The sequence below is a fragment of the Herbaspirillum chlorophenolicum genome (genome assembly GCF_001189955.1).
Lineage (GTDB): Bacteria > Pseudomonadota > Gammaproteobacteria > Burkholderiales > Burkholderiaceae_D > Herbaspirillum > Herbaspirillum chlorophenolicum.
The window spans coordinates 19,376-44,710 of the sequence record NZ_LFLT01000023.1; the positions used below are offsets into that span (position 1 = coordinate 19,376).

At 63.1% G+C, this 25,335-nt stretch carries 24 protein-coding genes; 18 read left to right on the plus strand and 6 right to left on the minus strand.

Features of this window, described 5'->3' with window-relative positions; all coding sequences use genetic code 11:
- Positions 1-33 precede the first annotated feature (33 nt).
- On the plus strand, positions 34-918 hold the full coding sequence (locus AKL28_RS14640) for a FadR/GntR family transcriptional regulator (protein WP_050468903.1): 885 nt from the start codon (positions 34-36) through the stop codon (positions 916-918).
- A gap of 31 nt (positions 919-949) precedes the next feature.
- On the plus strand, positions 950-1,336 hold the full coding sequence (locus AKL28_RS14645) for a GFA family protein (protein ID WP_050468904.1): 387 nt from the start codon (positions 950-952) through the stop codon (positions 1,334-1,336).
- 13 nt (positions 1,337-1,349) lie between these two features.
- On the opposite strand, the gene AKL28_RS14650 is transcribed toward AKL28_RS14645, so the two are convergent.
- The 3 genes from AKL28_RS14650 to AKL28_RS14660 form a co-directional block, all read right to left on the minus strand.
- Positions 1,350-1,883, minus strand: a complete 534-nt coding sequence (locus AKL28_RS14650; RefSeq protein WP_050468951.1) for a C40 family peptidase — start codon at positions 1,881-1,883, stop codon at positions 1,350-1,352.
- A 45-nt stretch (positions 1,884-1,928) separates the two neighbouring features.
- Positions 1,929-3,131, minus strand: a complete 1,203-nt coding sequence (locus AKL28_RS14655; RefSeq protein WP_050468905.1) for an acetylornithine transaminase — start codon at positions 3,129-3,131, stop codon at positions 1,929-1,931.
- A gap of 570 nt (positions 3,132-3,701) precedes the next feature.
- Positions 3,702-4,745: a CDP-6-deoxy-delta-3,4-glucoseen reductase gene (locus tag AKL28_RS14660; RefSeq protein ID WP_050468906.1), complete on the minus strand. Its 1,044-nt coding sequence runs from the start codon at positions 4,743-4,745 to the stop codon at positions 3,702-3,704.
- A 42-nt stretch (positions 4,746-4,787) separates the two neighbouring features.
- Between AKL28_RS14660 and AKL28_RS14665 the strand changes: the two genes are divergently transcribed.
- The 6 genes from AKL28_RS14665 to AKL28_RS24505 all read left to right on the plus strand — a co-directional run bounded on the left by AKL28_RS14665 (position 4,788) and on the right by AKL28_RS24505 (position 9,861).
- Positions 4,788-5,669 carry an SDR family oxidoreductase gene (locus AKL28_RS14665; protein WP_050468907.1) on the plus strand — a complete coding sequence of 294 codons (882 nt, stop codon included), beginning with the start codon at positions 4,788-4,790 and terminating at the stop codon, positions 5,667-5,669.
- Positions 5,670-5,952: 283 nt separating this feature from the next.
- Positions 5,953-6,726, plus strand: coding sequence for an ABC transporter ATP-binding protein (locus AKL28_RS14670; RefSeq protein ID WP_050468908.1), 774 nt, complete (start codon positions 5,953-5,955; stop codon positions 6,724-6,726).
- A complete protein-coding gene (locus tag AKL28_RS14675) occupies positions 6,723-7,718 on the plus strand; it encodes an ABC transporter substrate-binding protein (RefSeq protein ID WP_050468909.1) in 996 nt (331 codons plus the stop codon). The genes AKL28_RS14670 and AKL28_RS14675 overlap by 4 nt, the downstream gene beginning before the upstream one ends.
- Before the next feature lie 93 nt (positions 7,719-7,811).
- Positions 7,812-8,585 carry an ABC transporter permease gene (locus tag AKL28_RS14680; protein WP_050468910.1) on the plus strand — a complete coding sequence of 258 codons (774 nt, stop codon included), beginning with the start codon at positions 7,812-7,814 and terminating at the stop codon, positions 8,583-8,585.
- Between the two features lie 10 nt (positions 8,586-8,595).
- Complete coding sequence (locus AKL28_RS14685) at positions 8,596-9,390, plus strand: type 2 periplasmic-binding domain-containing protein (protein WP_050468911.1); 795 nt, start codon at positions 8,596-8,598, stop codon at positions 9,388-9,390.
- Between the two features lie 210 nt (positions 9,391-9,600).
- Entirely contained in the window at positions 9,601-9,861 is a 261-nt protein-coding gene (locus tag AKL28_RS24505; RefSeq protein ID WP_156226356.1) for a hypothetical protein, read from the plus strand.
- A 74-nt stretch (positions 9,862-9,935) separates the two neighbouring features.
- On the opposite strand, the gene AKL28_RS14690 is transcribed toward AKL28_RS24505, so the two are convergent.
- Positions 9,936-11,609 (minus strand): Na+/H+ antiporter, encoded by a 1,674-nt coding sequence (locus tag AKL28_RS14690; protein ID WP_050468912.1) that lies wholly within the window; start codon positions 11,607-11,609, stop codon positions 9,936-9,938.
- 209 nt (positions 11,610-11,818) lie between these two features.
- Here AKL28_RS14690 and AKL28_RS14695 point away from each other — a divergent pair, with 209 nt between their 5' ends.
- The gene (locus tag AKL28_RS14695) at positions 11,819-12,772 is read left to right on the plus strand and encodes an aldo/keto reductase (RefSeq protein ID WP_050468952.1); all 954 of its coding nucleotides are present in this window, start codon (positions 11,819-11,821) and stop codon (positions 12,770-12,772) included.
- 54 nt (positions 12,773-12,826) lie between these two features.
- Here the strand turns inward: AKL28_RS14695 and AKL28_RS14700 are convergent, their stop codons facing one another.
- Positions 12,827-13,750, minus strand: coding sequence for a LysR family transcriptional regulator (locus AKL28_RS14700; protein ID WP_050468913.1), 924 nt, complete (start codon positions 13,748-13,750; stop codon positions 12,827-12,829).
- A 110-nt stretch (positions 13,751-13,860) separates the two neighbouring features.
- On the opposite strand from AKL28_RS14700, the gene AKL28_RS14705 reads away from it, so the two are divergent.
- The 7 genes from AKL28_RS14705 to AKL28_RS14735 all read left to right on the plus strand — a co-directional run bounded on the left by AKL28_RS14705 (position 13,861) and on the right by AKL28_RS14735 (position 20,777).
- The gene (locus AKL28_RS14705; protein ID WP_050468914.1) at positions 13,861-14,952 is read left to right on the plus strand and encodes a tartrate dehydrogenase; all 1,092 of its coding nucleotides are present in this window, start codon (positions 13,861-13,863) and stop codon (positions 14,950-14,952) included.
- A 149-nt stretch (positions 14,953-15,101) separates the two neighbouring features.
- Positions 15,102-16,412 (plus strand): MFS transporter, encoded by a 1,311-nt coding sequence (locus AKL28_RS14710; RefSeq protein WP_050468915.1) that lies wholly within the window; start codon positions 15,102-15,104, stop codon positions 16,410-16,412.
- Between the two features lie 255 nt (positions 16,413-16,667).
- Entirely contained in the window at positions 16,668-17,387 is a 720-nt protein-coding gene (locus AKL28_RS14715; protein ID WP_050468916.1) for a FadR/GntR family transcriptional regulator, read from the plus strand.
- 197 nt (positions 17,388-17,584) lie between these two features.
- Positions 17,585-18,346 carry an SDR family NAD(P)-dependent oxidoreductase gene (locus AKL28_RS14720; protein ID WP_050468917.1) on the plus strand — a complete coding sequence of 254 codons (762 nt, stop codon included), beginning with the start codon at positions 17,585-17,587 and terminating at the stop codon, positions 18,344-18,346.
- Between the two features lie 142 nt (positions 18,347-18,488).
- Positions 18,489-18,932 carry a cyanase gene (gene cynS, locus AKL28_RS14725; protein WP_050468918.1) on the plus strand — a complete coding sequence of 148 codons (444 nt, stop codon included), beginning with the start codon at positions 18,489-18,491 and terminating at the stop codon, positions 18,930-18,932.
- 72 nt (positions 18,933-19,004) lie between these two features.
- A complete protein-coding gene (locus AKL28_RS14730; protein ID WP_050468919.1) occupies positions 19,005-20,396 on the plus strand; it encodes a TAXI family TRAP transporter solute-binding subunit in 1,392 nt (463 codons plus the stop codon).
- Between the two features lie 150 nt (positions 20,397-20,546).
- A complete protein-coding gene (locus AKL28_RS14735) occupies positions 20,547-20,777 on the plus strand; it encodes a hypothetical protein (RefSeq protein ID WP_050468920.1) in 231 nt (76 codons plus the stop codon).
- Between the two features lie 86 nt (positions 20,778-20,863).
- Here AKL28_RS14735 and AKL28_RS14740 read toward each other — a convergent pair whose 3' ends face one another.
- Positions 20,864-22,051, minus strand: a complete 1,188-nt coding sequence (locus tag AKL28_RS14740; RefSeq protein WP_050468921.1) for an ABC transporter ATP-binding protein — start codon at positions 22,049-22,051, stop codon at positions 20,864-20,866.
- 144 nt (positions 22,052-22,195) lie between these two features.
- Between AKL28_RS14740 and AKL28_RS14745 the strand changes: the two genes are divergently transcribed.
- Positions 22,196-23,842 (plus strand): ABC transporter permease, encoded by a 1,647-nt coding sequence (locus tag AKL28_RS14745; protein WP_050468922.1) that lies wholly within the window; start codon positions 22,196-22,198, stop codon positions 23,840-23,842.
- 69 nt (positions 23,843-23,911) lie between these two features.
- Positions 23,912-25,279 (plus strand): glutathione-disulfide reductase, encoded by a 1,368-nt coding sequence (gene gorA, locus AKL28_RS14750; protein ID WP_050468923.1) that lies wholly within the window; start codon positions 23,912-23,914, stop codon positions 25,277-25,279.
- Positions 25,280-25,335: the final 56 nt, after the last annotated feature.

A 25,335-nucleotide genomic window follows, 5' to 3' on the forward strand; every position in this document is an offset into this window, starting at 1 on the left:
TCCAGGCAGATAAAAACTTGATCGGATTCATCCATGCCCATAGAAGCGATTGAGCCGCAGCGGTTATACCGGCAGATCAGCGACCAGTTGCGCAAACTGATCGTCGACGGCGAATTTCCGGTCGGCTCCCGATTGCCGTCAGAGCGCGACCTGGCGGTGCAGCTCGGCGTGAGCCGGCCTTCGTTGCGCGAGGCGCTGATCGCGCTGGAAGTCGAAGGCTATATTGAAGTGCACATGGGGTCGGGTATCTATGTCTGTCCGCCGGCGCCGCGCGAAGGGCAGATCGATCTCTCCAGCGAAGAAGGACCGCTGGAACTGATCCGTGCGCGCGAGATGATTGAAGGCGAGGTGGCTTATGCCGCCGCCAGCAATGCCAACCAGGCGCAGATCGAAGCCATCGAGCAAGCCTTCCAGCTGATGATCGAGCACACCAATGCCGGGATCAATCCCTTGCAGGCCGATCGCCTGTTCCATATCCGGGTGGCCGAAGCCACTGGCAACAGCGTGCTGGTGGGGCTGGTGACGCAGTTGTTCGATGCGCGCCTGGGGCCGCTGTTCAAGCGCCTGCACAGCCATTTCGACAGCAAGGTGGTGTGGTACGAGGCGATCGAGGAGCATTCGCGGGTGATGAAGGCGCTGCATGCGCGCGACCCCGAACAGGCGCGCGAGGCAATGCGGCGGCACATGGATATTTCGTTCACCCGCTACAGCGCTAACTTGACGGCACAATATGGCGGCCAGGAAAAGCACGAGGCCGGCGATGCCAAGACCGCCGGCAAGGCGCCTGGACGCAAGCGCGCGCCGGGCAAGATCGTGGCCAAGACCAAGACGCCGGTATCCAAGGTGACTGCCAAATCCAAAGCCGGCACCGCAGCCGCCAAACCGCGCGTGCGTGCCGCGCGCAAACTACCGGCCTGATCTTCCCCATTCCGTTCGCCAGGAGCGCGACATGCAACCGGACCTTCCGACCTATCACGGCAGTTGCCATTGCGGCGCGGTGACATTTGAAGCGAAGGTGGCGATAGAGCGCGTGACCGTCTGCAATTGCAGCATCTGCAGCAAGAAGGGTTTTCTGCACCAGCGCGTGCAGCCGGAAAATTTCACGCTACTGTCAGGCGAGGCCAGCCTGGGAACCTACCAGTTCGGCAGCATGGCGGCCAGGCACCATTTCTGTACCCGCTGCGGCATCCATGTCTTTACGCGGCCGCGCGCGGCTCCCGAGCTTTACACCATCAATGTGCGCTGTCTGGACGATTTCGACCTGGCCGGCAGCGGGATCGCGTACACCGATTTCGATGGCCGCAACTGGGAAGCCAACGCGCAAAAGCTGGAATAGCGGGGCGAGGAGTTCAGTTGAAATAGCTGCGCGCCATCTCGAAGCGTTTGGAGAAGTAGGGGTTGTCCATGCGCGTGATGTGCACACGGCCGTTGGTCGATGGCGCATGCACGAAACGGCCGTCGCCGAGGTAGATGCCCACGTGCGAGAAGGGCTTGTTCATGGTGTTGAAGAACACCAGGTCGCCGGCGCGCAATTGGCTGGCATCGATCTGGCGGCCCTTGCGGGCGATATCGGCGGCGCTGCCGCTGATCCTGTAGTTGGCGGCCTGTCCGAAGATGTAGCTGACCATGCCGCTGCAATCCAGGCCGGCCGAGGGATTCTTGCCGCCGAAGCGGTAGCCGGTGTCGATCAGCGAGAGGGCATAGATGGCGACTTCATTGCCGGCGTCGGATGCCGGCAGCGCCGGCGTATTCGATTCCGGGGCGCCCGGCAGGCGTTCGACAGGGGGCGCTGTGCCGCATGCAGCCAGCACCAAGGCGACGCACAGCGCCGCAATGGCGCCGGCCGGGCGCATCGCAGCCGGGACGGCAGAAGCAGGCGGCATAACCGCCGGATCGGACATTCCCGGTAAGCGACGCGTCCGCATTGCTTATTGCCCGATCTTGACCAGCACGTCTTCCAGCATGGAGAACATCTGGTCGATTTCGTCCTTGCTGACGTTGAGCGACGGCATGAAACGCAGCAGGTTGGGGCGCGGCGAATTCAGCAGCAGGCCCACCGGTCCCATGTCGCGCGCAGTCTCGACGATCTGCGGGCCGATGTCGCGGCCCAGATCCAGCGCACGCAGCAAGCCTTCGCCGCGCTCACCTTCGAAACCGTACTTTTCGCACAGCGCCAGCGAGCGTTCGCGCAGGTATTGGCCGCGTTCGCGCACGGTTTCCAGGAAGCCGGGCTTCAACAGTTCCTTGATCACCGCCACGCCTACCGCCGTCATCAGCGGGTTGCCGTTGTAGGTGCCGCCCTGTTCGCCGGCTTCGAAGCAGGCGATTTCTTCGCGCGCCAGCAGTGCCGCCAGCGGCACGCCGCCGCCGATGCCCTTGCCCAGCGTCATGATGTCCGGCTCGATGCCCGAGAGCTGGTAGCCGAACAGTTCGCCGGTACGGCCCATGCCGCTTTGCACTTCATCGACGATCAGCAGCAGGTTGGCCTGCTTGGTCAGGCGGCGCAGGCCTTGCATGAATTCGCGGGTGGCGGGGATCACACCGCCTTCGCCTTGCACCGGCTCCAGCATCACGGCGACGGTGTGCTTGGTGATCAGTTTCTCGACGCTGGCCAGGTCGTTCAGCGTGGCCTTGGGGAAGCCCGGCACTTGCGGCGCGAACATGGTGTCCCAGCCGTCCTTGCCGCTGGCCGACATGGTGGCGATGGTGCGGCCGTGGAAGCTGTGCTTGAAGGTGATGATCTCGAAGCGGGAGTCGCCGTTGGTGGCCGGGTTCTTCTTGCCCCATTTGCGCGCCAGCTTGATGGCGCCTTCGTTGGCTTCAGCGCCGCTGTTGGCGAAGAACACGCGGTCGAACACCGAGTTCGCGGTCAGCAGGTTGGCCAGCTCGATCGACGGCGCGTTGTAGAACGCGGGCGAGGGATTGAGCAGCTTCTTGGATTGCGCCACCAGTGCGTCCTGGATGCATTGCGGCGAGTGGCCCAGCGCGTTGACCGCCCAGCCTTGCAGGTAATCCAGGTAGCGTTTGCCCTGATGGTCGGTCAGCCACATGCCGTCACCTTCGGTGAACACCAGTTCGGGGCGGTTGGTGACGTACATCAGCTTGTTGCTGTCGAAATCTTTGTATTCCATCGATGGGCTCCTGCAAGAATGGGTGGATGGGGATGGTGCGGGGCAGACCGGCCTAAGAACCTGCTCAACGTCTCATCGGGGTTGTTCAAATGCCCTTTCAGGCGGTCTGCTGCGTTGCAAAGCCTCGCCGGGCCATCGGCCCGACTACGTTTTGCGCCTTGCATCCCATCCTGAAATGACATTTGCCCAACTCCCGCCGAGACGTTGAACAGGTTCTGAAACGGTGGAAAGCGCACGGCAACCCGAAATGGCGGATAAAAAAAAGCCACAGGGTTTGCCTGTGGCTTCGCGATTCGTTTCATCTCACGCGCACAGCAGCAAACCTCCTTGAGGTTGGCTGCGACGTCGTAAAAATGTGGCGTTGGCGATCATGCGTTCAATATTAGGACGTTTTGCGCACAGCGTCAAAAAGAATTGACCGTCATTCTGCCTGAATCCGGCAAGCGTTGCATTTGCATCGCCTGCCGTCGCACCACACCTTTTCCGAAATCGGCACCGACTTGCGCCATGATCGCAAACGCGCATGACGGCTGCGTGACACGCGCGGGCCTCGCCGGGGCTTGTGCAGCCTCAGTTGGTGGCCGGTGCGCTGCTGGCCAGGTCGGCTTCCGAGGTGAAGGAATCGGCGTAGAACTCGTCTTCCGGCAGCTTGCACTGGGCCACGAAGTCACGCTGCGCCGATTCCACCACGATGGGGGCGCCGCAGGCATAGACCTGGTGGCCGGACAGGTCCGGGAAGTCGGCCATGACCGCCTGGTGGACAAAACCGGTGCGGCCGTTCCAGTTGTCTTCCGGCTGCGCATTGGACACCACCGGCACATAGGTGAAGGCGGGCAGCGTGCGCGCCCATGCTTCGCACAGTTCGTTCATGTACATGTCTTGCGGGCGGCGGCCGCCCCAGTACAGCGTGACCGGGCGCGTCGAGCCGGCGTTTTCGAGCTGCTCGACGATCGCCTTGATCGGCGCGAAGCCGGTACCCGAGGCCAGCAGCACAATCGGCTTTTCCGAATCCTCGCGCAGGAAGAAGGTGCCCAGCGGGCCTTCGATGCGCAGGATGTCGCGTTCCTTCATTGTGGAAAACACCTGGTCGGTGAACAGGCCGCCCGGCAGGTGGCGGATGTGCAGGCTCATGTGCTCGTCCTTGTGCGGCGCGTTGGCCATGCTGTAGCTGCGGCGCTTGCCGTCGCGCAGCAGGAACTCGACGTACTGGCCGGCCTTGTACTGCAGGCGGTCGTTGGCCGGCAACTGCAGCGAGAGCACGATGACGTCGTCGGCCTTCTTTTCCAGCGCGGCTACGCGCACCGGCAGTTTGCGGACCGGGAATTCGCCCACGCCGGCCACTTCGCGCGCTTCGATCGTCACGTCCGACTGCGGCTTGGCGCAGCAGAACAGCGAAAATCCCAGCTTTTCGTCGTTGGCCGACAGCGCGCGCTCCTGGTGCGGGCCGTGCTCGACTTCTCCCGAGACCAGCTTGCCCTTGCACGAACTGCAGGCGCCGTTTTTACAGCCATAGGGCAGGCCCACGCCTGCGCGGATGGCCGCATTGAGGATGGTTTCGCCTTCATCGCAGGTGAATTGGCGGCCGCTTGGCTGGACTGTGACTTGGAAACTCATACAATTCTGCTTCTGGACTAAGGAAAATAGGTTAAGGAAACTGTGAAAAAACTTGGCTTGCCACGTGTTTTGATACTGGGTTGCGGCGATGTTGGTCTGCGCTTGCTGCCGCTGTTGCTGCCGCGCTACCGCGTGCTGGCCGTTACCAGCAACCCGCAACGCTGTGCCGAACTGCGCGCGGCCGGCGCGGTCCCCATCGTGGCCGACCTTGACCGGCCGCATACGCTGGGCCGGCTGGCGCGACTGGCGCCGACCGTCTTACATCTGGCGCCACCGCAGTCGGCAGGCCAATATGACCGCCGCACCCGCAATTTGGCCGCCATTTTACCCGAGGGCACGCGCCTGGTTTATATCAGCACCACCGGGGTGTACGGCGATTGCGGCGGCGAGCGTTTTGATGAAACCCATCCGGTCAGGCCGCAGAATGCCCGTGCGGTGCGCCGCGTGGATGCGGAAAACGTGCTGCGCGCCTGGGCCAGGCGCTGCGGCGCACGCTTGTCCATCCTGCGCGTTCCCGGTATCTATGCAGCCGACCGGCTGCCCGTCGAGCGCCTGCAGAAAGGCACGCCCGCGCTGGTGGCCGCCGACGATGTCTACACCAACCACATCCATGCCGACGACCTGGCGCGTGCAGCCGTCGCGGCCCTGTGGCGCGGCTCGCCCAACCGCATCTACCATGCGGTGGACGACACCGAGTTGAAGATGGCCGATTATTTCGACGCCGTGGCCGATGCCATGGGACTTTCGCGTCCACCCCGCTTGCCGCGGGCTGAGCTGGAACGTGGCGTATCGCCGATGATGCTGTCGTTCATGTCGGAATCGCGCCGGCTGGATAACCGGCGGCTCAAGCAGGAGTTGGGTTTGCGGCTGGATTATCCCAGTGTGCAGGCTCTCCTGGCCAAGAGGGAGATCAAGTTGCCCTGAGGTTGCATTGGCAAATCTTTTTCTCTTTATGCAATTTTTGAGGCCTCCTTATTCGAATTTCGAATAAGCATAAGAATTTAAAGTAGTTGTCTTGTCTTGGCAGCAACAGTAAAGTCCAGCGCTAACGTGAAATAAATGGGGATTTCGCCCGCATGCCAGACAAGACGGCCACAGGCCGCAGGGCATCGGCGCCGCGCAAGACACCGCCGGATCGTTCGCCAGTCATCCTCCTTCCCAACCAATCCTATCCACTGCAGCGGCTGCCCATGCGCCGCGGGACGACATGAAGCTATCTTTCAAGAACGTCGCCAAGCATTTCGGCGGCTTGCATGTGATCGACGAATTCAGCCGCGACATCGAATCGGGCGAACTGGTTGCGCTGGTCGGCCCGTCCGGCTGCGGCAAGTCGACCCTGCTGCACATTGCCGCCGGCCTGGAAAAAGTCAGTTCGGGCTCGATCACCGGCGACGGCCAGGAAATCAAGTCGCCGCATCCGGAACGCACGCTGATGTTCCAGGAAAACGCCCTGTATCCCTGGCTCACGCTGGAGCAGAACGTGGCGCTGGCGCTGGAATTCCAGAAGGTCGACAAGAAAAAGGCGGCCGGACAGGCGCGCGTGTGGCTGGAGAACGTCAAGCTCAAGGGCTTCGAATCGTATTACCCGCACCAGGTCTCGGGCGGCATGCGCCAGCGTGCGGCCCTGGCGCGCGCCTTCATTTCGCAGCCGAAGGCGCTGCTGCTGGATGAACCCTTCGGTGCGCTCGATGCGCTCACCCGCATGACGCTGCAGGACGCGCTGCGCGACCTGATCCGCCAGCAGGGACCGACCGTGCTGCTGGTCACGCATGATGTGGATGAGGCGCTGTTCCTGGCCGACCGCATCTTCGTGTTCAGCCCACGCCCGGCCAAGGTGCTCAAGGAATTCAACCTGGTGCATCACGAAAAGACGCACGACCTGTCCGAATTCGCGGCCATCCGCCGCGAGATCCTTTGCCTGCTCGGCATCCATGCCGAACAGGATGATTTTTCAAAAACACTAGAAGGGGTTGGAGTATGAAACTCGCACGCATCCTGGTTCCCGCATTGGCCGCACTGGCTTTCGCCAACAACGCGCTGGCGCTGGAGAAATTCAAGATCGGCTACCTGCGCGTGATGGACGACGCGCAAGCGATGGCCGCCTATGAAGCCGGCCTGTACAAGAAGTACGGCCTGGATGTGGAACTGATCGAATTCAAGTCCGGTACCGACCTGGTCAAGGCCATCGTCGGCGGCCAGCTCGACAGCGGCGTGTTCGGCTTCTCCAACGCCGTGGCCTGGGCTTCCAAGGGCGCCGACCTGAAAGTGGTGGGCGGCGCGCAGCTGGGCTACCACGCGCTGGTGGCGCGTGAAGACTCCGGCATCAACAAGGTGGCCGACCTCAAGGGCAAGACCCTGGCCTCGCAAGCCGAAGGCAGCACCGCCGACACCGTGCTGAAGGGGGTGGTGCTCAAGGATGCCGGCGTCAAGCCGGACGACGTGAACGTGATGGGCGTGTCGCCGCAGGTGGCGGTGCAGTCGCTGGTGGGCAAGCGCGTCGACGCCGCCTTCCTGTTCGAGCCGCAGGCGCGCATCGCGCAACTGATCGCGCCGGTCAAGCAGATCTATGAAATCGGTGAAGTCTGGCCCTTCCCCTGCATGGTGGTGATCACCTCGGGCGATACGCTGAAGAAGCGCCGCGACGCCGTGTGGAAGTCGCTGGATGCCCAGCGCGACGCCATCGCGCTGCTGCAGAAGAAGCCTGCCGAAGCCTCCAAGCTGATTGCCGGCTACTTCATCGCCGAGCCTACCCTGAAGACGCTCAAGCATGGCGAAGTGCTGCGCGAAGACGTGATCCGCGACGCCATCAAGAGCCAGACCTTCACCCCCAAGATCTCCAAGAAGGACCAGGACCGCATGCAGGAAATTTCCAACATCCTGCAGGAGCAAGGTGCACTGAAGACGCGTGACGGCAAGCCGTTCGACGTCAACTCGATCACCGACCTGTCCTGGCAAAACGCCCGTAAGCTGTAATATCCTGCGCGGCGGTGGCAGCATCGCCGCGCAGAACTCCAATCCCGATTTTCCTTGGCCGGAGGTTTCCGGCCATCGTCATTTATAAGCGTTATGAGCTCTCAGCGTCGCGTTACCGGTCTCCGCAAGAAACTCGCCATGGTGCTGGCGATCGCTTCCATCCTGTTGATGTGGCAGATCGCCGCGTGGTCGCTGCCGTCGTTCCTGATGCCGGGCGTGCCGTCGGTGGTGGTGCGGCTGTGGGAGGAAGTGCAGTCCAATAATTTCCGGCTGGCGCTGTACGGCAGCCTGTACCGGCTGGGGCTGGGCTATGGCTCGGCGCTGCTGTTCGGCATCGGTTTCGGGCTGGTCGGCGCGGTGCTGTTCTTCTTCCGCGAGGTGCTCAAATCGGCCATCGTGATCCTGCAGTCGATTCCGTCGATCGCCTGGGTGCCGCTGTTCCTGATCCTGATGGGTTTCGGCAACCTGCCGATGATCGTGGTGGTGGCCATCGCCGCATTCTTCCCGGCCGCACTGTCGGTGATGAACGCGACTGAAAGCGTGCAGCAGGTGCATGTGTCGGCCGCGCGCGTGATGGGCGCGTCGCGCCTGGGCATGCTGCGCCGGGTCTACCTGCCGGCGGTGATGCCGGAGCTGATCACCGGCGCCCAGCTGGCCTTCGGCAATGCCTGGCGCGCGCTGATTTCGGCCGAGATGCTGGTCGGCTTCGGCAAGGGGCTGGGCCGTACACTGGCGTATTCCGGCGAGACCGCCGACATGGTGGGGGTGATGGCCAATATCCTGACCATCGCCATTCTCGCCGCACTGATCGACCAGGTGATCCTGGAAAAATTGAAGCACCGTCTGTTGCGTTACCAATACGTCTGAACCTGAGGCCATGAAGCTCGACCGCCTGTTCTTCCCGCTCTTGCTGCTGGTCTGTGGCAGCGTGCAGGCGGGCGTGCTCGATGCGGCCCGGCAGGCCGGTGTCCTGCGCGTGGGGCTGGATTACGTGCCGCCGGCCTACAAGGGCGGCATGAAATTCCGCACGCCCGAGAGCGTCGATACCGTGCTGGCCGACGATCTCGCCGCCCAGTTCAAGCTCAAATCCGATTACCTGAAAAACGCGCCCGGCGGCAACGCCATGCAGCCGCTCAAGAGCGGCCGCGCCGATGTGGTGCTGACGCTGGCGCCCGAGGGCGAGGCGGGCGATGCCGATACCGTCGTCATCTCCACCGGCTACCGCGCCGGCGGCATGGCCATCATGCGCACCGACACCACCATCAGGAAGTGGGACGACATGAAGGGCCGCACCGTGTGCGTTTCGGAAGGCTCGCCCTACGTCGGCACGCTGGCCTCGCGCTATGGCGCTATCGAGAAGGTGATGCGCGCGCCGGCCGATTCGCTGCTGGCGGTGCGCACCGGCCAATGCGACGCGGCCGTGCATGACGACAGCATGATGAAGGAATTGCTGAAGCTGCCCGAGTGGAAGAAATTCTCCGCCCAGTTGGCGCCCGTCGGCCGCCAGGCGCTGGTGTTGAAGGTGCGCGGCGCCGACGCTGCCGATCTCGCCGCGCTCAGGCAGGCGGCCGGCCGCTGGGATGCTGCCTTCTGGGCCGGCGTCAGGAAAAAGTGGTCCAACAGCGTAGCCTTCGAGGTTTATCTGGACCAGAACGTACCGGATTGCCACTGAGTTTCCAGTCCCGCCAAACTTGCCGGCGCGGCAATTCGGCTTTGCCTTTTGGCATCTTTTCTTCCGAATTGATTGCTTCCCGTATAACAGACTGTGCCGATGCCGCAGTTTTTTTTGCCGATGCATGCTTTCGCCGCGTGGCAGAGCCCGGCAATGGGCGTACCATAAAGCATTGGCACCGAACATCAGCGATAGCAACAGGAGGCTAACGTGTCTGTCGATCTCGCAATCGTACCCACTTCCAGCAGCACCACATCTACATCCGCCACCTCATCGGTCACCGATCCGGAGGCGGTTCGCCGGGCCGATGAAGCGCGTATGGCGCAAAAGGCCGAGCAGCTCCGCCAGGAACAGATCCAGGCCGACCAGAAGCGCGCAGAGGCTGAACTTGAACAGCGCAACCGCCGCGAACAGATTTCCCGTAATTCTAATGGCGAAGTCATCGGCACCACGGTGAACGCCGTAGCCTGAGCGTACTTTCTGCATGAACAAAGCCCGCACGGCGATGCCGTTGCGGGCTTTTTCTTTTCCGGTTTTGGCGCGTCTTAGTCTGAAGCGTTGAGCGAGCCCAGGAGCCAGGTTTCGGCCATGTCGATCTGGTTGATCAGCATCAGGAATGTTTCGTCGTTGATGCGTTGCTCGGCGCGCAGGTAGTGGATTTCCATGCGCTCGGCGCGAATCGCCTCCAGCCGCAGTTCGCGTTCGAACTGCTTGAAACGGTTGGCGGCGCGATGGGTTTCTTCCGAATCGCTCTCGGCATTCATGCGCATGCGGTAGGTCGCCAGCAGGCTGCCGCTGACTTCCGTCAGCAAGGCCAGGTCGGACTCGTCCAGGCCGTGGCCGATGCGCTCCTGGGCTTCCTCGATGCGGCGCACTGCCGCTTCCGACAGGCGCATGCGCGCATTCATTTCTTCCGTGCGGCGGCGCTTGGCCTCGGCATCCAGTTGCAGGTCCTTCAGCATCCACGGCAGCAGGAAGCTGCCGAACAGCAGCGAGCACACGATCACGCCGGTGGCCAGGAAGATCAGCAGGTCGCGCGCCGGGAAGGGGGTATGTTCCTTGAGCAGCAGCGGGATCGACATCACGCCGGCCAGCGTGATAGCGCCGCGCACGCCCGACAGCGCGGTGATGCCGATCAGGCGCAGGTCGAACTTGCGGTTGCGCCCGCTCTGGCCGCGCACTGCGTTGGCGAAGCGGCGCATGCGCAGGTTGATCCACACCCAGATGAAGCGCAGCACGATCAGCGCCACGGTGATGGCGAGGATGTAGGCGAACAGGTGCCACACCGGGACATCGCCGGCAGTCTTGGCATCGGCATGGGCGAGGCTGACGATGCCCGGCAATTGCAGGCCCAGCAACAGGAACGACATGCCGTTGAACACGAACTCCATCATCGTCATGATGCTGCGGCCCTGCATGCGGGTCGCGGCCGATTCGCCGCCGGCGGTTTCGATGTAGGGCATCAGCATGCCCGCCGAGACCGCCGCCAGGATGCCGGACAGGCCGAAGTGTTCGGCGAAGATATAGGCGGTGAAGGGGATCAGGATCAGCAGCACCACCTGGATGCCGGGTTCGTCGCCGGCCCATTCGATGATCTTGCGGCGTACCAGGCCGAAACCCCAGGCGACGATCAGGCCGACGGCAATGCCGCCCACCGAGATCAGGACGAAACTCAGGCTGGCATCCAGGAGCGAGAAGGTCCCGGTCACTACCGCTGCGATGGCGAACTTGAATGCCACCAGGCCGGACGCGTCGTTCATCAGCGCCTCGCCTTCCAGCACGTGCTGCATCGAGGCTGGCAAGCGGCCCTTGCCGATGATGGACGACACCGCCACCGCGTCGGTGGGCGAGAGCACCGCAGCCAGCGCGAAGGCCGAGGGCAGGGAGATCACCGGGATCATCCAGTGGATGAAGTAGCCCACGCCGACTACCGTGAACAAAACCAGGCCCAGGGCCAGCGCCAGGATAGGTTGCGCCAGGCGGAAGAATTCGCGCTTGGGCATGCGCCAGCCGTCGGTAAACAGCAGCGGCGGGATGAACAGCAGCAAGAACAGTTCCGGGTCGAAACTGATCTTCAAGCCGAACAGCGGCAACGCCAGCACGGCGCCCAGGCCGATCTGGAACAACGGCAGCGGCAGTTTGAAGGGGACCAGGCGCGCTGCCACGCCGGAGACGGCAACGGCGAGCAGCAGGATCAGAACGGTGAAGACAATTTCCATTATTGCGGGTGGTGTTGGTGTTATTGGCGTGCGTCCATCGGTGGCATGGGGGCCAACCGATTCTTTCGCTGCTAAGTCGCAAGTATAGAAGACGTGGGGCCCAAGCAGATATTGCAGTCGAGGAATAAAATTGCAGGATCAGTTTTTCCTTCCATCCACTGGCGGCGCCTCATGGACAAGCGTGCCGCATGCACAACAAGGAGAGCTTCATGCAGCACCGCAAGCTGGGCAAATCCGATATCGCCGTCGCGCCGCTGGCCTTCGGCGGCAACGTCTTCGGCTGGAGTATCGACGAGAAGACATCCTTTTCTATCCTCGACAAGTTCGTCGAATCGGGCCTGAACCTGATCGACACCGCCGACGTCTACTCGCGCTGGGTGCCGGGCAACAAGGGCGGCGAATCCGAGACCATCATCGGCAAGTGGCTGGCCCAGGGCAGCCGGCGCGACAAGGTGGTGATCGCCACCAAGGTCGGCAAGGACATGGGCGAGGGCCGTATCGGCTTGAAGAAGGACTACATCCTGCGTGCAGTGGAAGATTCGCTGCGCCGCCTGCAGACCGATTACATCGACCTTTACCAATCGCACGACGACGACAGGTCGACGCCTTTCGAAGAAACCCTGGATGCCTACGGCACGCTGGTCAAGCAGGGCAAGGTGCGCATCATCGGCGCATCGAACCATGACGCCAGGCGGCTGGCCGAGGCGCGCGAGGTGGGGGAGCGGCTGGGATTGCCGCTGTACCAGACGCTGCAGCCGGAATACAGCCTGATCGAACGCGCCGCATTCGAGACGGAGCTGGAACCGTATTGCCTCAAGCATGGCGTGGGCGTGATTGGTTTCTATTCGCTGGCCAGCGGCTTTTTGAGCGGCAAGTACCGTTCCGAAGCCGATCTCGGCAAGAGCGCCGCGCGCGGTGGCCGCGTGAAGGGATATCTCAATGAGCGCGGCCTGAAGATCCTCGGTGCGCTCGATACGGTGGCGCAGCGCCAGTCCAGCACGCCGGCATCGGTCGCGCTGGCGTGGCTGATCGCCCGCCCCAGCGTGACGGCGCCGATTGCCAGCGCAACCTCGCTGCAGCAGCTGGATGCGCTGGTGGAGGCGACGCAATTGACGTTGCCGGCCGAGGATATTGCATTGCTGGATCAGGCCAGCGCGTACTGATCCGTTGTCCTGACGAAAGTCAGGACCCCGCCGGAATGTGGGCGTAAGAGGCTTTCAGCCCCGGGGTGAAATATCAGCCAGTTCGCGCGCAATGAAATCGACAAAGCTGCGGATGCGGTTGGACATCTGGTGCCGCTGCGAATACACCGCGAAGATGTCGGCGTTGGGCGTTTGCCAGCCCGGCAGCACCTGCACCAGGCGGCCGTCTTCCAGATAGGGGCGGATGTCCCACTCGGCGCGCATCAGGATGCCGTGGCCATCGAGCGCCCATTTCACGGCGATCTCGCCGTCGTTGGTGGTGAGGTTGCCGCGTATCTTCACCGTCTCGGTCTTGCGCGCCGTACCTGAGCCGGAAGAAAGCCGCCACACGCCATAGGCTTCGTCGCCCTGGCGGATGCCCACGCAGTTGTGTTTGGTCAGGTCGTGCGGCGTAATCGGCATACCGCGTTTCTTGAGATAGTCCGGCGTAGCGCACAGCAGGCGCGCATTGGCCGCCAGCCGGCGCGCCACCACGCGCGTGTCGGGCGGCTCGCCGAAGCGGATGCAGACATCGAAACTGTCGTCGGTCAGCGGCGGCGGCATCACGGAAAGTTGCAACTGCACCGACACCTGCGGATGCTCGCCGACGAACTTCGAAATCACCGGCGCCACGTGGCTGCGCCCGAAGCCCAGCGTGGCGTTGACCCGCAACAGGCCCTCCGGGCGACGCTTGGAGCTGCCCAGCAGCTCGGACAATTCATCGATCTCATCCAGGATGCGGCGCGCATGCTCCAGATAGAGCTCGCCCTCGGGCGTGAGCATCATCCGGCGCGTGGTGCGGTTGACCAGCGGCACGCCGGCACGGCTTTCCATCTGCGCCAGGTGCTTGCTGACCGCCGCCGTGGTCAGCCCCATTTCCCGCGCCGCGGCCGACAGGCTGCCGGCCATGGCCAGCACGGAGAAGAAGCGCAGGTCGGCAGGGAGGACGGTATCCTGCATGAGCTTATCTTTAATTTAAAGTTAAGAATGCTTTAAGTATAGCGTCGGTTCTTAGTAATCAATGTCGATACAGTACCGGTCACCAACACATTTTTCGAAAGGCCGGAGACATGAAGACATATCGCATCGCAACCATCCCGGGCGATGGCATCGGCAAGGAAGTGATTCCCGCCGGCCGCAAGGTGCTGGAAGCGCTGGCCGCCACCAGCAGCAAGTTCGCCTTCGAATTCGAAGACTTGGACTGGGGTGGCGACTACTACCGCAAGACCGGCGCCATGATGCCGGCCGACGGCCTGGACGCGTTGCGCGGCAAGGATGCCATCCTGTTCGGTTCGGCCGGCGACCCGCACATCCCCGACCACATCACGCTGTGGGGCCTGCGCCTGAAAATCTGCCAGGGTTTCGACCAGTACGCCAACGTGCGCCCGACGCGCATCCTGCCCGGCATCGATGCGCCGCTCAAGCGCTGCAAGCAGGAAGATTTGAATTGGGTCATCGTGCGCGAAAACTCCGAAGGCGAATACGCCGGCGTCGGCGGCCGCGTGCACCAGGGGCATCCGATCGAAGCCGCAACCGACGTCTCGATGATGACCCGCGCCGGGGTCGAGCGCATCATGCGCTTCGCCTTCAAGCTGGCGCAGTCGCGTCCGCGCAAGCTCCTGACCGTGGTCACCAAGAGCAACGCCCAGCGCCATGCGATGGTGATGTGGGACGAGATCGCGCTGCAGATTGCCAAGGAGTTCCCGGACGTGAAGTGGGACAAGGAGCTGGTCGACGCCGCCACCGCGCGCATGGTCAACCGTCCCGCCACGCTGGACACCATCGTGGCTACCAACCTGCACGCCGACATCCTGTCCGACCTGGCCGCTGCACTGGCCGGCAGCCTGGGCATCGCGCCCACCGGCAATATCGATCCCGAGCGCCGCTATCCATCGATGTTCGAACCGATCCACGGCTCGGCCTTCGACATCATGGGCAAAGGGCTGGCCAATCCGGTCGGCACCTTCTGGTCGGTGGTGATGCTGCTGGAACACCTGGGCGAGCATGAGGCTGCAGCACAGGTCATGCAGGCGGTCGAGGTGGTCACCGCCGATCCGGCGCTGCACACCGGCGATCTCGGCGGCAAGGCTACGACGGTGCAGGTGACCGAGGCCGTGTGCGCCTTTGTCACCAAGGCCACGCAAGTGCAACGGGCGGCCTGAACCTGAACCGGCGGCCCGCGCGGCCGCCACTTCTTCCGTGTGTACTGAACGTCAGTGCCGCAAGGCACTGCGGGGGAAGCTGTTTGCGCATTCCAACAAAAATCCAAGACGGGGCCGCGAACCCCGCCACCCTCTCCAAGGAGGAGACAATGAAAAACGATATCGAAACACGCGTATCCCGCAAACTCATGTGGCGCATCATTCCCTTCGTGATGCTGCTGTATTTCATCAGCTTCCTCGACCGCGTCAACGTCGGCTTCGCCGCCATCACGATGAACAAGGCGCTGGGCCTGTCGCCGACTGCCTTCGGCCTGGGCGGCGGGCTGTTCTTCATCGGCTACTTCCTGTTCGAGGTGCCGTCCAACCTGATCTTGCACAAGGTCGGCGCGCGCATCTGGATCGCCCGCGTGATGGTGACCTGGGGCCTGATCTCGGCCATCTCGGCGTTCGCGGTCGGCCCCAACAGCTTCTATGTGCTGCGCTTTTTGCTGGGCGTGGCTGAAGCCGGTTTCTTCCCCGGCATCATCCTTTACCTCTCGCTATGGTTCCCGGCCAAGCAGCGCGCGGTAGCGGCCGCCTGGTTCATGGCCGCCGCGCCGATCTCGGTGGCGCTGGGTTCGCCCTTGTCGGGCGCCATCATGCAGATGCCCTCCGTGTTCGGCCTGGCCGACTGGCAGATGCTCTACATCATCGAGGCGGCGCCGGCGGTGATCCTCGGCTTCGTGGTGCTGAAATTCCTTACCGACAAGCCGGAGCAGGCCAAGTGGCTGGACGACGATGAGCGCGAATGGCTGGTGGCGCGCCTGAAGTCCGAGGCGGATGCGAAGAAGGGCGGCCACGGCCATACCGCCAGTGCCTGGCGTGCGTTGAAGGACATGCGCGTGCTGACCCTGGCATTGATCTACTTCGGCACTTCCGCCGGTCTCTACACACTGGGCCTGTGGGCGCCGCTGATGATCCGCGAATTCGGTTTCACGCCGTTCCAGACCGGCCTCCTGACCGGCGTGCCGAGCGTGGTGGCGGTGGTCGCGATGGTGCTGTGGGCGCGTCACTCCGACCGCCGTGGCGAGCGTACCTGGCACGTGGTGATTCCCTGTGTGCTGGCCTGCGTGGGCTTCCTGCTGGCCGGCAACGCCACCACTGCGTTGTTCGTGGTGCTGTCGCTGGTGGTGGTGAACGTGGGCATCAGCTCGGCCAAGGCGCCGCTGTGGGCCATGCCAAGCACCTTTCTCTCCGGCGCCGGTGCAGCGGCGGGCATTGCGATGATCAATTCGCTGGGCAACCTGGGCGGTTTCGTCGGCCCGTTTGCCATCGGCTGGCTGAAGAGCGTGACGGGCGGCTACACCGCCGGCCTGTACGTGGTGGCGGGCACATTGGCGATTTCGGCAATCGTGACGCTGATGCTGAGCCGCCAGACGTGCCTGCATGCCGGCGTAGCCAAGCCCAGTCATGGCGGTTGAGGAGGCGAGCATGCAAGAAGGAAAGTGGCATTGGATGTTCTGATACGGATGAGTTGTTTCGAAGCGGGCCTGCGGGCCCGTTTCGTTCAGGTTTGTTCTGCAGTGCAGCAGAAATTCTCATGGCTTGACACTTCACCGCCGGGTACCTATCCTCCACAGCCATTGGTCTTACCTTTCCCGGCATAGCCGGCGGCCAGCAAGGCATTGCCTCCATGGCAATGATTCATCCGACCCTTAGGCGCTCACTCCGACAGTATGTCTTTTGATCCCATCGTCCAGAAGTCCATTTCCGAGCAAGTCGCACAGCGCTTGCTGACCATGATCCGCAGCGGCCTGCTGAAACCCGACCAGCAGCTGCCGCCCGAGCGCGAACTGGCCGCCATGCTGGGCGTGGGACGCCCGGCCGTGCGCGAGGCGATCCGCGGCCTGGCGCTACTGGGCCTGTTGCGCATCCGCCAGGGGGAGGGCACCTTCGTCAGTTCGCTGGAAACGCGTGAGCTGCTGGAGCCGTTGGAGATGATCATCGACCTCAACGCCGGCACGCTTGAAGCGCTGTTCGACGCGCGCCTGATCATCGAAACCGGCGTGGCCGCACTGGCCGCCACCCACATCGGCGAGGCCGAACTGGCGCACCTGGTGCGCAACGTGGAAGACGAAGCGCGTCTGTTGTCCGACCCGGCCGCCTTCGCCGCCGCCGATGTCGAATTCCACGAAGCCATTATCGAAGCCTGCGACAACCCATTCCTGCAAAGCATCGCCGGCAGCCTCTACATGCTGGGCAAGAAGAGCCGCACCATCACCTCGCGCATCCCGGCCACGCTGGAGCGCAGCCTGCAGGACCACCGCGAGATCCTCGATGCGCTCAAGGCGCGCGATCCGCAGAAGGCCTCCGATGCCATGCGCAACCATCTGATTCACGTACGCGACGCTTACCGCGGCGCGGCGCGCAACAAGGACGAATCGGTACACGATTAAGACCACTCAAGCATGACGCGCCGCCGTTGCCGCTCCCATGCGGCTCTCCACAACGGCGGCGTTGGCAGCACCGTCGCGGCGCCATGCCTGCGATGCCCGATACAGAACAAGCGATACCGGCAGGGCGCAGGGCCGCCCAATCCCATAAGCCGGAGCATGAACGATCAATCACCGTTTAATTTTCACAGGAGAACAGCATGCTAGATCTGGCTGGAAAAGTCGTCTTCATAAGCGGCGCGAGCACCGGCATCGGCGCCGCCGCAGCCCGCGCTTTCGGCGCGCGCGGCGCACACGTCATCGTCCACTACAACAGCTCGGCAAAGGAAGCTGAACTGGTTGCCGCCGACGTGCGCGAAACCGGCAGCAAAGCCATCACCATCGGCGCTGATGTGCGCGACAGCAACGCCATCAACCAGGCAATCGCCAGCGCAGTCGAGCAGCTCGGCCGCATCGACGTGCTGATCAACAACGCCGGCAGCCTGGTCAAGCGCGAGCCGCTCGAAAAGGTCACCGACGAACTGTTCGACGACATCGTCCACATCAACGCCCGTTCGGTGGTCGCCTTCACGCGCGCCGTGATCCCGGTCATGCGCCGCCAGGGCGGCGGCAACATCATCAACGTCACCTCGGTCGCGGCCCGCCACGGCGGCGGCCCGGGCGCGCTGATCTACGCGGCTTCCAAGGGATTTGTCAGCACCATCACGCGCGGCATGGCCAAGGAACTGCTGGCCGACAAGATCCGTGTCAACGCGGTGGCGCCGGGCGTGATCATGACGCCGTTCCAGGAACGCTTCACCACGCCGGAGCAGCTGGAAGCGTTCCGCAAGACCATTCCCATGGGCCGCATCGGCGATCCGGACGAGTGCAGCGGGGCTTTCCTCTATCTGGCTTCGGAGCAGATGTCGGGGTATGTGACGGGGCAGATCATTGAGGTGAATGGGGGGCAGTACATGCCGTGACAGTGCACCGCGTTCGATAGCAAAGGGCTGCCTGCGGGCAGCCCTTTTTGCCTCCGGCCTGGCATATCCCTTGCTCAATGACGAATCGGGACGCATGAGTCGTCGCCCGCTATTTTCGTCAACCGATTCGAGGAGAGAGCACATGGACCGCAACCAAGTCACCCAGAAGATCATCACCGCCAAGGTCAGGAACAAGATGACCTGGGCCCAGATCGCCGAGCGCATCGGCCAGAGCAAGGAGTGGACGACCGCCGCCATGCTCGGCCAGATGACGCTGACCGCCAAGCAGGCCGCCGCCGCCCAGGAGCTGTTCGCGCTGACCGACGAGGAAACCCTGTGGCTGCAGATCGTGCCCTACAAGGGTTCGCTGCCCACGCCGGTGCCGACCGACCCGCTGATCTACCGCTGGTACGAGATCGTCAGCGTCTATGGCAGCACCATCAAGGAGCTGATCCATGAGGAATTCGGCGATGGCATCATGAGCGCCATCGACTTCAAGATGGACATCCAGCGCCAGGCCGATCCGAATGGCGATCGCGTCAATGTGATGCTTTCCGGCAAGTTTTTGCCGTACAAAACCTATTGAGCGCTGTGGCGGAATTGCGAGCGGGCATTTGTACGTCGCAATTCCGGCCGAAGAGGCCCTAGAATAGGGCGCATGCTCAAAGACAAAAAACTCTCCGCCTACAAGCCCTCGGCTACCCGCATCAAGGCGCGCTTCGTCGCCATCTCCTGGCGCGACCTGGCAGTCAGTTTCGGGCCCTTCATCCTGCTGATCCTGGTCGGCGCCTGGCTGGTGATCTGGCTGATCAGGCCGGCGCCGCCGTCCGACATCACCATCGCGGCCGGCCCCAAGGACAGTAATTTCTGGCGCGTGGCCGAACGCTACCGCACCATCCTGGCGCGCGACGGCATCAAGCTCAATATCGTCGAGACCGGCGGCTCGCTGGATAACCTCAAGCGGCTGGCCGATCCGGCGCAAGACGTGGATGTGGGCTTCGTTCAGGGCGGTTTGGCCAGCGCGGTGAGCGCCGATGCGCTGGCGCCGCTGGTGTCGTTGGGCAGCATCTCTTATGTGCCGGTATCCATTTATTACCGCAGTCCGCCGCTGCGCGAGGACGGCAAGCCCGCGCCGCCGTTGCGCCAGCTCTCGGAACTGGCGGGCAAGCGCATCGCCATCGGCGGCGAGGGTAGCGGCTCCAGCGTGCTGGCCTTGACGCTGCTCAAGGCAAATGGCGTGGAGCAGGGCGGCGGCACCGAGCTGTTGAGCATCGGCGGTGATGACGCGGCCCAGGCGCTGACGAGCGGCAAGATCGATGCCGCTTTCCTGATGGGGGATTCGGTATCGGTGGCGACCATGGGCAAGCTGCTGCGCACGCCTGGCATCCGGCTGCTGGATTTCTCGCAGGCCGATGCCTATGTGCGGCGCTTCCGCTACCTGAACATCCTGAAGATGCCGATGGGCGTGTTCGATCTGGCGCGCAACCTGCCTTCGCGCGATACCCAACTGGTGGCGCCGACGGCGGAACTGGTGGCGCGCGACGACTTGCATCCGGCCTTGTCCGACCTGCTGATCGAGGCGGCGCACGAAGTACATGGCAAGGCCAACGTGATGCAAAAGGCGGGGGAGTTTCCGGCGCCGCTGGAGCATGAATATCCGATCAGCGACGATGCCGCACGCTATTACAAGTCGGGCAAGACCTTCTTCTACCGTACGCTGCCGTTCTGGATGGCCAGCCTGGTCGACCGGGCGGTGGTGATCCTGCTGCCGATCATCCTGCTGCTGATTCCCGGCATCCGACTGGTGCCAATGCTGTACGGCTGGCGCATCCGTTCGCGCATCTATCACTGGTATGGCGAGCTGATCGCGCTGGAGCGGGGGATTTCGCGCGAGACGCAGGAGCAGCAGGCCGAGATGCTCAAGCGCCTGGATGAGATCGAAGCGGCGGTCAACCGCATGAAGATGCCGCTGGCCTTTGCCGACCAGTTCTATGTGCTGCGCGAGCATATCGGTTTCGTCCGTGCGCGGCTGGAGCATGGCGTGGCCTGAGCGCCACGCCGGAAGGGGAAAGCCGCCTATTGGCGGCTTTGTTGTATAGTGGGCCGTCGCGCCAAAACTACTGTATGAAAAATACTGTGTATTTGTACAGTATATGTGCTACAGTGAAGTCTCTTACAGACAAGAAGAGGAATCACTGCCATGACACACTTCGATCTTGCTTCAAACACACGCTTCGCCGTTGTTTCTTCCACGCCGTCGTCGTTCAGCCTGCGTATCGGCCGCCGCGAAATCTTCGCCTGCCGCGATACTTACGTACGGCGCTACCGCGTCAACCCCGTCATTGAATGCAGCGCCGGCATAGAGCCCGGCCACGTTGAAATCCTGTTGTTCCGCCGCTGGTTGCTGGTGCTGTCCAAGGCGCGCGGCTAATGCGTCGCGCGCTCGACTGGCTGGTGATGGACGATGGCGGCCATGCTGCCGCTACCGTCCCCACCGGCTCGATGGGAAGATGCAGTTCAGACATCCGCGTCCAGATTCTGCGTGCGATGGCTGGCCGGGAATGTGACCAAGTGCCTGACATCCAGCCGGATGCCGATCCATTCGCCGATGTCATGGTCATGGTGCGAGGGAACCAGCGACAGTAGCTGCTGGCCGTTCTCCAGTTCCAGCGTGTAGAGGAATTCCGCACCGCGAAATGATTTGCGCAATACCTGTGCCTTGAAGGGCGATGCATCGTCGTGCATCACATCGTCGGCGCGCAGCAGTATGTCGATTACTGCCGGGTGTGCGCCGGGTGGATTTTCCGGTACTTCATCCTGATGACGCTGATGAGATTGGCGGGGCTGGTTATCCAGGTACTCCGAGTAGCCGTGGTAATTCGGATTTTTTCCGCTCATCGTCATTGAACGCAGCCGTCCGGCTGCGGTTTCCACTTCGAATACGCCATCTTGCCGAGGCTGCTGCAAGCGGCCTTCCATCAACACGCCATGGCCGATGAAGTCGGCCACGAAGCGCGTCGCGGGGCGATGGTAGAGGGAATAGGGCGTGTCCCATTGCTCGAGGCGGGCCTGTTTCATGACGCCGACCACATCGCCTACGGCGAAGGCTTCCATCTGGTCATGCGTGACCATCAGGGCGGTGGTGTGCGTGCGCTTGAGAATGTCGCGCACGTCATGCGCCAGCCTTTCCCGCAATTCCACATCCAGGCTTGAGAAGGGTTCGTCCAGCAACAGCAGCCGCGGTTGCGGCGCCAGCGCACGGGCCAGGGCGATGCGCTGCTGCTGGCCGCCGGAGAGCTGGTGCGGGAATTTCTTGTGGGCGTCGGGCAGGCCGACTAGCGCCAGCATCTGGTCAACTACCGCGGCACGTTGCGCGCGCGCCATGCCGCGCAGGCCGAAGCCGACGTTGGCGGCGATGTCCAGGTGCGGGAACAGCGCGAAGTCCTGAAATACCATGCCGATGCGGCGTTCCTCGGCCGGTACGCGCATGCCGTGGCCGTCCAGTACGCGGCCGTCCAGCCGGATGCTGCCGGATTGCGCCTGTTCCAGGCCGGCGATGGCGCGCAGCAGGCTGGTTTTGCCGCTGCCGGAGGGGCCGAGCAGCACACCCAACTGGCCCGGCTGCAGTTGCAGCGAGACGGCGTCGACCGCCGGCGTCGGGGTGCGCGGATAGCGGATGCTGACCTGATCGACTTCGAGAAACATGTAGTACTCACTTAAATGGTTACAATTCGCATTTGCTGCAGTGTAGCGTATGCGCCGGGACAAACTGCTCCCGCGCCATGCCGATATGCATCCTTTGCCGTATTTCCATGTTGTTGTTGCCGTCCTTCTGATTCTTTTTAGCTCATGCACATCATCGGTTTGCTCGCAGTCCTGATCGCTTTGCCCATCCTCGGTATCCTCGGCGCCTGGTTCGGCCTGGATGCGGCCGGAATCGACAGCTTGCGCCAGCAGATGCAGACCGTGCTGCCGGGCTACCTTGTCACGTCGGGTTGGCTGGCGCTCATGGTGACGCTGGGCGTGGCGCTGGTGGGCGGGACGGTTGCCGTGGCGATCAGCCTGTTCGAATTTCGCGGCAAGCGTTTCTTCTCCTGGGCGCTGCTGCTGCCGATGGCCATGCCGGCTTATGTCTGCGCCTATGCCTATACCGATTTCCTGCAATACGCCGGCATCGTGCAAGGCACGCTGCGCGGCTGGTTTCCGGGGTTCCGGTTCGATGTGCGCGGCTTGCCCGGCGCCATTTTTCTGTTCGTTTTCACGCTCTATCCCTATGCCTACCTGTTGGCCCGCAATGCCTTATCCGAGCGCGGCACGCATTTGATGGAGGCCGCGCGCATGCTGGGCACGCCGCTGCGCGAACGCATCGTGCGCGTGGCGCTGCCGCTGGCGCGCCCGGCGCTGATGGCCGGCGCCGCACTGGCGCTGATGGAGACGCTGGCCGATTACGGCGTCTCCGCCTACTTCGGCCTGACGACCTTTACCACCGGCATCTACAAGGCCTGGATGGTGCTGGACGACCGCATCGCCGCTGCCCAGTACGCGTCGGCGCTGCTGCTGTTCGTGGCGGTATTGCTGTGGCTGGAACGGCGCGAGCAGCAGCGCATGCGTTTTTCGAGCGTACGCGGCCATCGCGGCGATGATGGCGGCGCCGAAGCGCGCTTGCCGGTGCTGGGTGGCGGCCGGGCAGTGCTGGCCTGGCTGGTGTGCGGTTTGCCGGTGTTGCTCGGGTTCGTGCTGCCGGTGCTGATCCTGCTGCAATTGTGGTGGGGCGAGCTGGGACGCACGGCGCAGACCGGTTTCGAGGGCGGTTCGGCATCGCTGTTCAGTTTTTCCCGCTATGCCGGCTGGGTGTGGAACAGTTTCCGCTTCGGCGGCATGGCGGCGCTGGTGGCGATCGTGCTGGCGCTGTCGTTGTGCTTCGCGCAGCGCGCCGGCGGCATGTCCCGCGTGTCGGGATGGCTGTTGCGCGGCGTGGCGCGGCTGGCGTCGATGGGCTATGCGATTCCAGGCTCGGTGATCGCGGTGGGCATCCTGCTGCCGGTTGCCTGGTTGCAGGCAGTGTGGCCGGCGGCCAGTTTGGGTATTTTGCTGACGGCCACCTCGCTGGGTGTGATCTACGCATATCTGGTACGCTTCACGGCGGTCGCGGTGCAGTCGGTGGAAGCAGGTTACACGCGCATCCCCGCCAGCGTGGATGAGGCGGCGCGCACCTTGGGCAGCAGCCGCGGCGCCATCGCCTGGCGCCTGCATGTGCCGCTGCTGTGGCGCTCGCTGGCGACGGCGGCGCTGATGGTGTTTGTCGATGTGGTCAAGGAGTTGCCGGCGACCTTGTTGCTGCGGCCTTTCGATACCGACACCCTGGCCGTCATTGCCCACAACCTGGCGCGCGATGAACGGCTGGGCGAGGCGGCGCTGCCGGCATTGTCCATTGTCGCGGTCGGATTGGTGCCGGTGCTGGTGGTGATGCGCGCGCTGGATACGCGCAAGAACTGATCCCTTGCAATCGGACGTGCCGCCCGCATCATTACAGGACAACAAGCAAGCCATGCTAATGGAGAAATTATGAGCCAATACGATTACGACCTGTTCACCATCGGCGGTGGCTCCGGCGGGGTGCGCGCCGCGCGTTTTGCCGGGCAAACCGGGGCCCGCGTGGGTATCGCCGAGAGCCGCGACCTGGGCGGAACCTGCGTCAATGTCGGCTGCATCCCCAAGAAGCTGATGTCTTACAGCGCGCATTACCACAGCGATTTCGGCGATGCGGCAGGCTATGGCTGGAGCCTGAATGCCCAGCCCAGCTTCGACTGGAACACGCTGATCGCCAACAAGGACCGCGAGATCGCGCACCTGAACGATATCTACAAGCGCCTGCTGGACGGCGCCAACGTGGCGCTGCACCGCGGCTTCGCCACCGTGGAGGATGCGCATACGGTCAACGTCGATGGCCGGCGTTTCACCGCCAAACATATCCTGGTGGCCACCGGCGGCTATCCCGAACGTCCGGATATTCCAGGCAAGGAATTCGGCATCACGTCCGACGACTTCTTCCATCTGAAGGCCTTGCCCAAGCGGGCAGTGGTCCTGGGCGGCGGCTACATTGCGGTGGAATTGGCGTCCATCCTCAACGGCCTGGGCAGCGAAGTTACGCTGGTCTACCGCCGCGACCGCCTGCTGCGCTCGATGGATGCCGATCTGGGCGTGTTCCTGGCCGACGAGATGGCCAAGAAGGGCATCAAGCTGGTATTCAATGCCAACATCGATGCGGTCGAGGCGGCGCAAGCCGGCGAGCATGTGGTCAAGACCGTGCGCCTGTCCAATGGCGATGTGCTGGAGGCCGAGTGCGTGCTGTTCGCTACCGGCCGCACACCCAATACATCGAAGCTGGGCCTGGAGAAGGTCGGCGTGGCGCTGGAAAAGAATGGCGCCATCAAGGCCAACGAGAATTTTGAAAGCAACGTACCCTCCATCCTCGCCGTGGGCGATGTGATCGACCGCGTGGCGCTGACGCCGGTGGCGTTGGCCGAGGCGATGGCGGTAGTGTCGCGCCTGTTCGGCAATGGCGAGCGGGTGATGTCCTACCAGAACATCCCGACTGCGGTGTTCAGTCATCCCAACATCGGTACCGTCGGCTTGAGCGAGGAACAGGCGCGCAAGGAAGTCGGCGAGGTGAAGATCTTCAAGACCGACTTCAAGCCGCTGAAAAATACCCTTTCACGCAACACCGAGCGCACCTTCATGAAACTGGTGGTGGATGCCAGGAGCGACCGCGTACTTGGCGTGCACATGGTTGGCGGCGAGGCCGGCGAGATCGTCCAGGGGTTTGCCGTGGCCTTGCAATGCGGCGCCACCAAGGCGCAGTTCGACATGACGATCGGGATTCACCCGACGTCTGCCGAGGAGTTCGTGACGATGCGTACGCCGGTTGCATGAGCGATTGCGTTGCGTCATGAACAACGGGGATGACGATGTCATCCCCGTTTTCTTTT

Bases quoted from the DNA above. Each gene is read 5' to 3' on its own strand.
- AKL28_RS14700 (WP_050468913.1), bottom strand. From the start codon at position 13,750: ATGCAGGATACCGTCCTCCCTGCCGACCTGCGCTTCTTCTCCGTGCTG.
- AKL28_RS14670 (WP_050468908.1), top strand. From the start codon at position 5,953: ATGAAGCTATCTTTCAAGAACGTCGCCAAGCATTTCGGCGGCTTGCAT.
- AKL28_RS14730 (WP_050468919.1), top strand. From the start codon at position 19,005: ATGCTCAAAGACAAAAAACTCTCCGCCTACAAGCCCTCGGCTACCCGC.
- AKL28_RS14740 (WP_050468921.1), bottom strand. From the start codon at position 22,051: ATGTTTCTCGAAGTCGATCAGGTCAGCATCCGCTATCCGCGCACCCCG.
- AKL28_RS14660 (WP_050468906.1), bottom strand. From the start codon at position 4,745: ATGAGTTTCCAAGTCACAGTCCAGCCAAGCGGCCGCCAATTCACCTGC.
- AKL28_RS14680 (WP_050468910.1), top strand. From the start codon at position 7,812: ATGAGCTCTCAGCGTCGCGTTACCGGTCTCCGCAAGAAACTCGCCATG.
- AKL28_RS14715 (WP_050468916.1), top strand. From the start codon at position 16,668: ATGTCTTTTGATCCCATCGTCCAGAAGTCCATTTCCGAGCAAGTCGCA.
- cynS (WP_050468918.1), top strand. From the start codon at position 18,489: ATGGACCGCAACCAAGTCACCCAGAAGATCATCACCGCCAAGGTCAGG.
- AKL28_RS14655 (WP_050468905.1), bottom strand. From the start codon at position 3,131: ATGGAATACAAAGATTTCGACAGCAACAAGCTGATGTACGTCACCAAC.
- AKL28_RS14640 (WP_050468903.1), top strand. From the start codon at position 34: ATGCCCATAGAAGCGATTGAGCCGCAGCGGTTATACCGGCAGATCAGC.
- AKL28_RS14690 (WP_050468912.1), bottom strand. From the start codon at position 11,609: ATGGAAATTGTCTTCACCGTTCTGATCCTGCTGCTCGCCGTTGCCGTC.
- AKL28_RS14745 (WP_050468922.1), top strand. From the start codon at position 22,196: ATGCACATCATCGGTTTGCTCGCAGTCCTGATCGCTTTGCCCATCCTC.
- gorA (WP_050468923.1), top strand. From the start codon at position 23,912: ATGAGCCAATACGATTACGACCTGTTCACCATCGGCGGTGGCTCCGGC.
- AKL28_RS14645 (WP_050468904.1), top strand. From the start codon at position 950: ATGCAACCGGACCTTCCGACCTATCACGGCAGTTGCCATTGCGGCGCG.
- AKL28_RS14710 (WP_050468915.1), top strand. From the start codon at position 15,102: ATGAAAAACGATATCGAAACACGCGTATCCCGCAAACTCATGTGGCGC.
- AKL28_RS14650 (WP_050468951.1), bottom strand. From the start codon at position 1,883: ATGCCGCCTGCTTCTGCCGTCCCGGCTGCGATGCGCCCGGCCGGCGCC.
- AKL28_RS14720 (WP_050468917.1), top strand. From the start codon at position 17,585: ATGCTAGATCTGGCTGGAAAAGTCGTCTTCATAAGCGGCGCGAGCACC.
- AKL28_RS14685 (WP_050468911.1), top strand. From the start codon at position 8,596: ATGAAGCTCGACCGCCTGTTCTTCCCGCTCTTGCTGCTGGTCTGTGGC.
- AKL28_RS14735 (WP_050468920.1), top strand. From the start codon at position 20,547: ATGACACACTTCGATCTTGCTTCAAACACACGCTTCGCCGTTGTTTCT.
- AKL28_RS14705 (WP_050468914.1), top strand. From the start codon at position 13,861: ATGAAGACATATCGCATCGCAACCATCCCGGGCGATGGCATCGGCAAG.
- AKL28_RS14675 (WP_050468909.1), top strand. From the start codon at position 6,723: ATGAAACTCGCACGCATCCTGGTTCCCGCATTGGCCGCACTGGCTTTC.
- AKL28_RS14695 (WP_050468952.1), top strand. From the start codon at position 11,819: ATGCAGCACCGCAAGCTGGGCAAATCCGATATCGCCGTCGCGCCGCTG.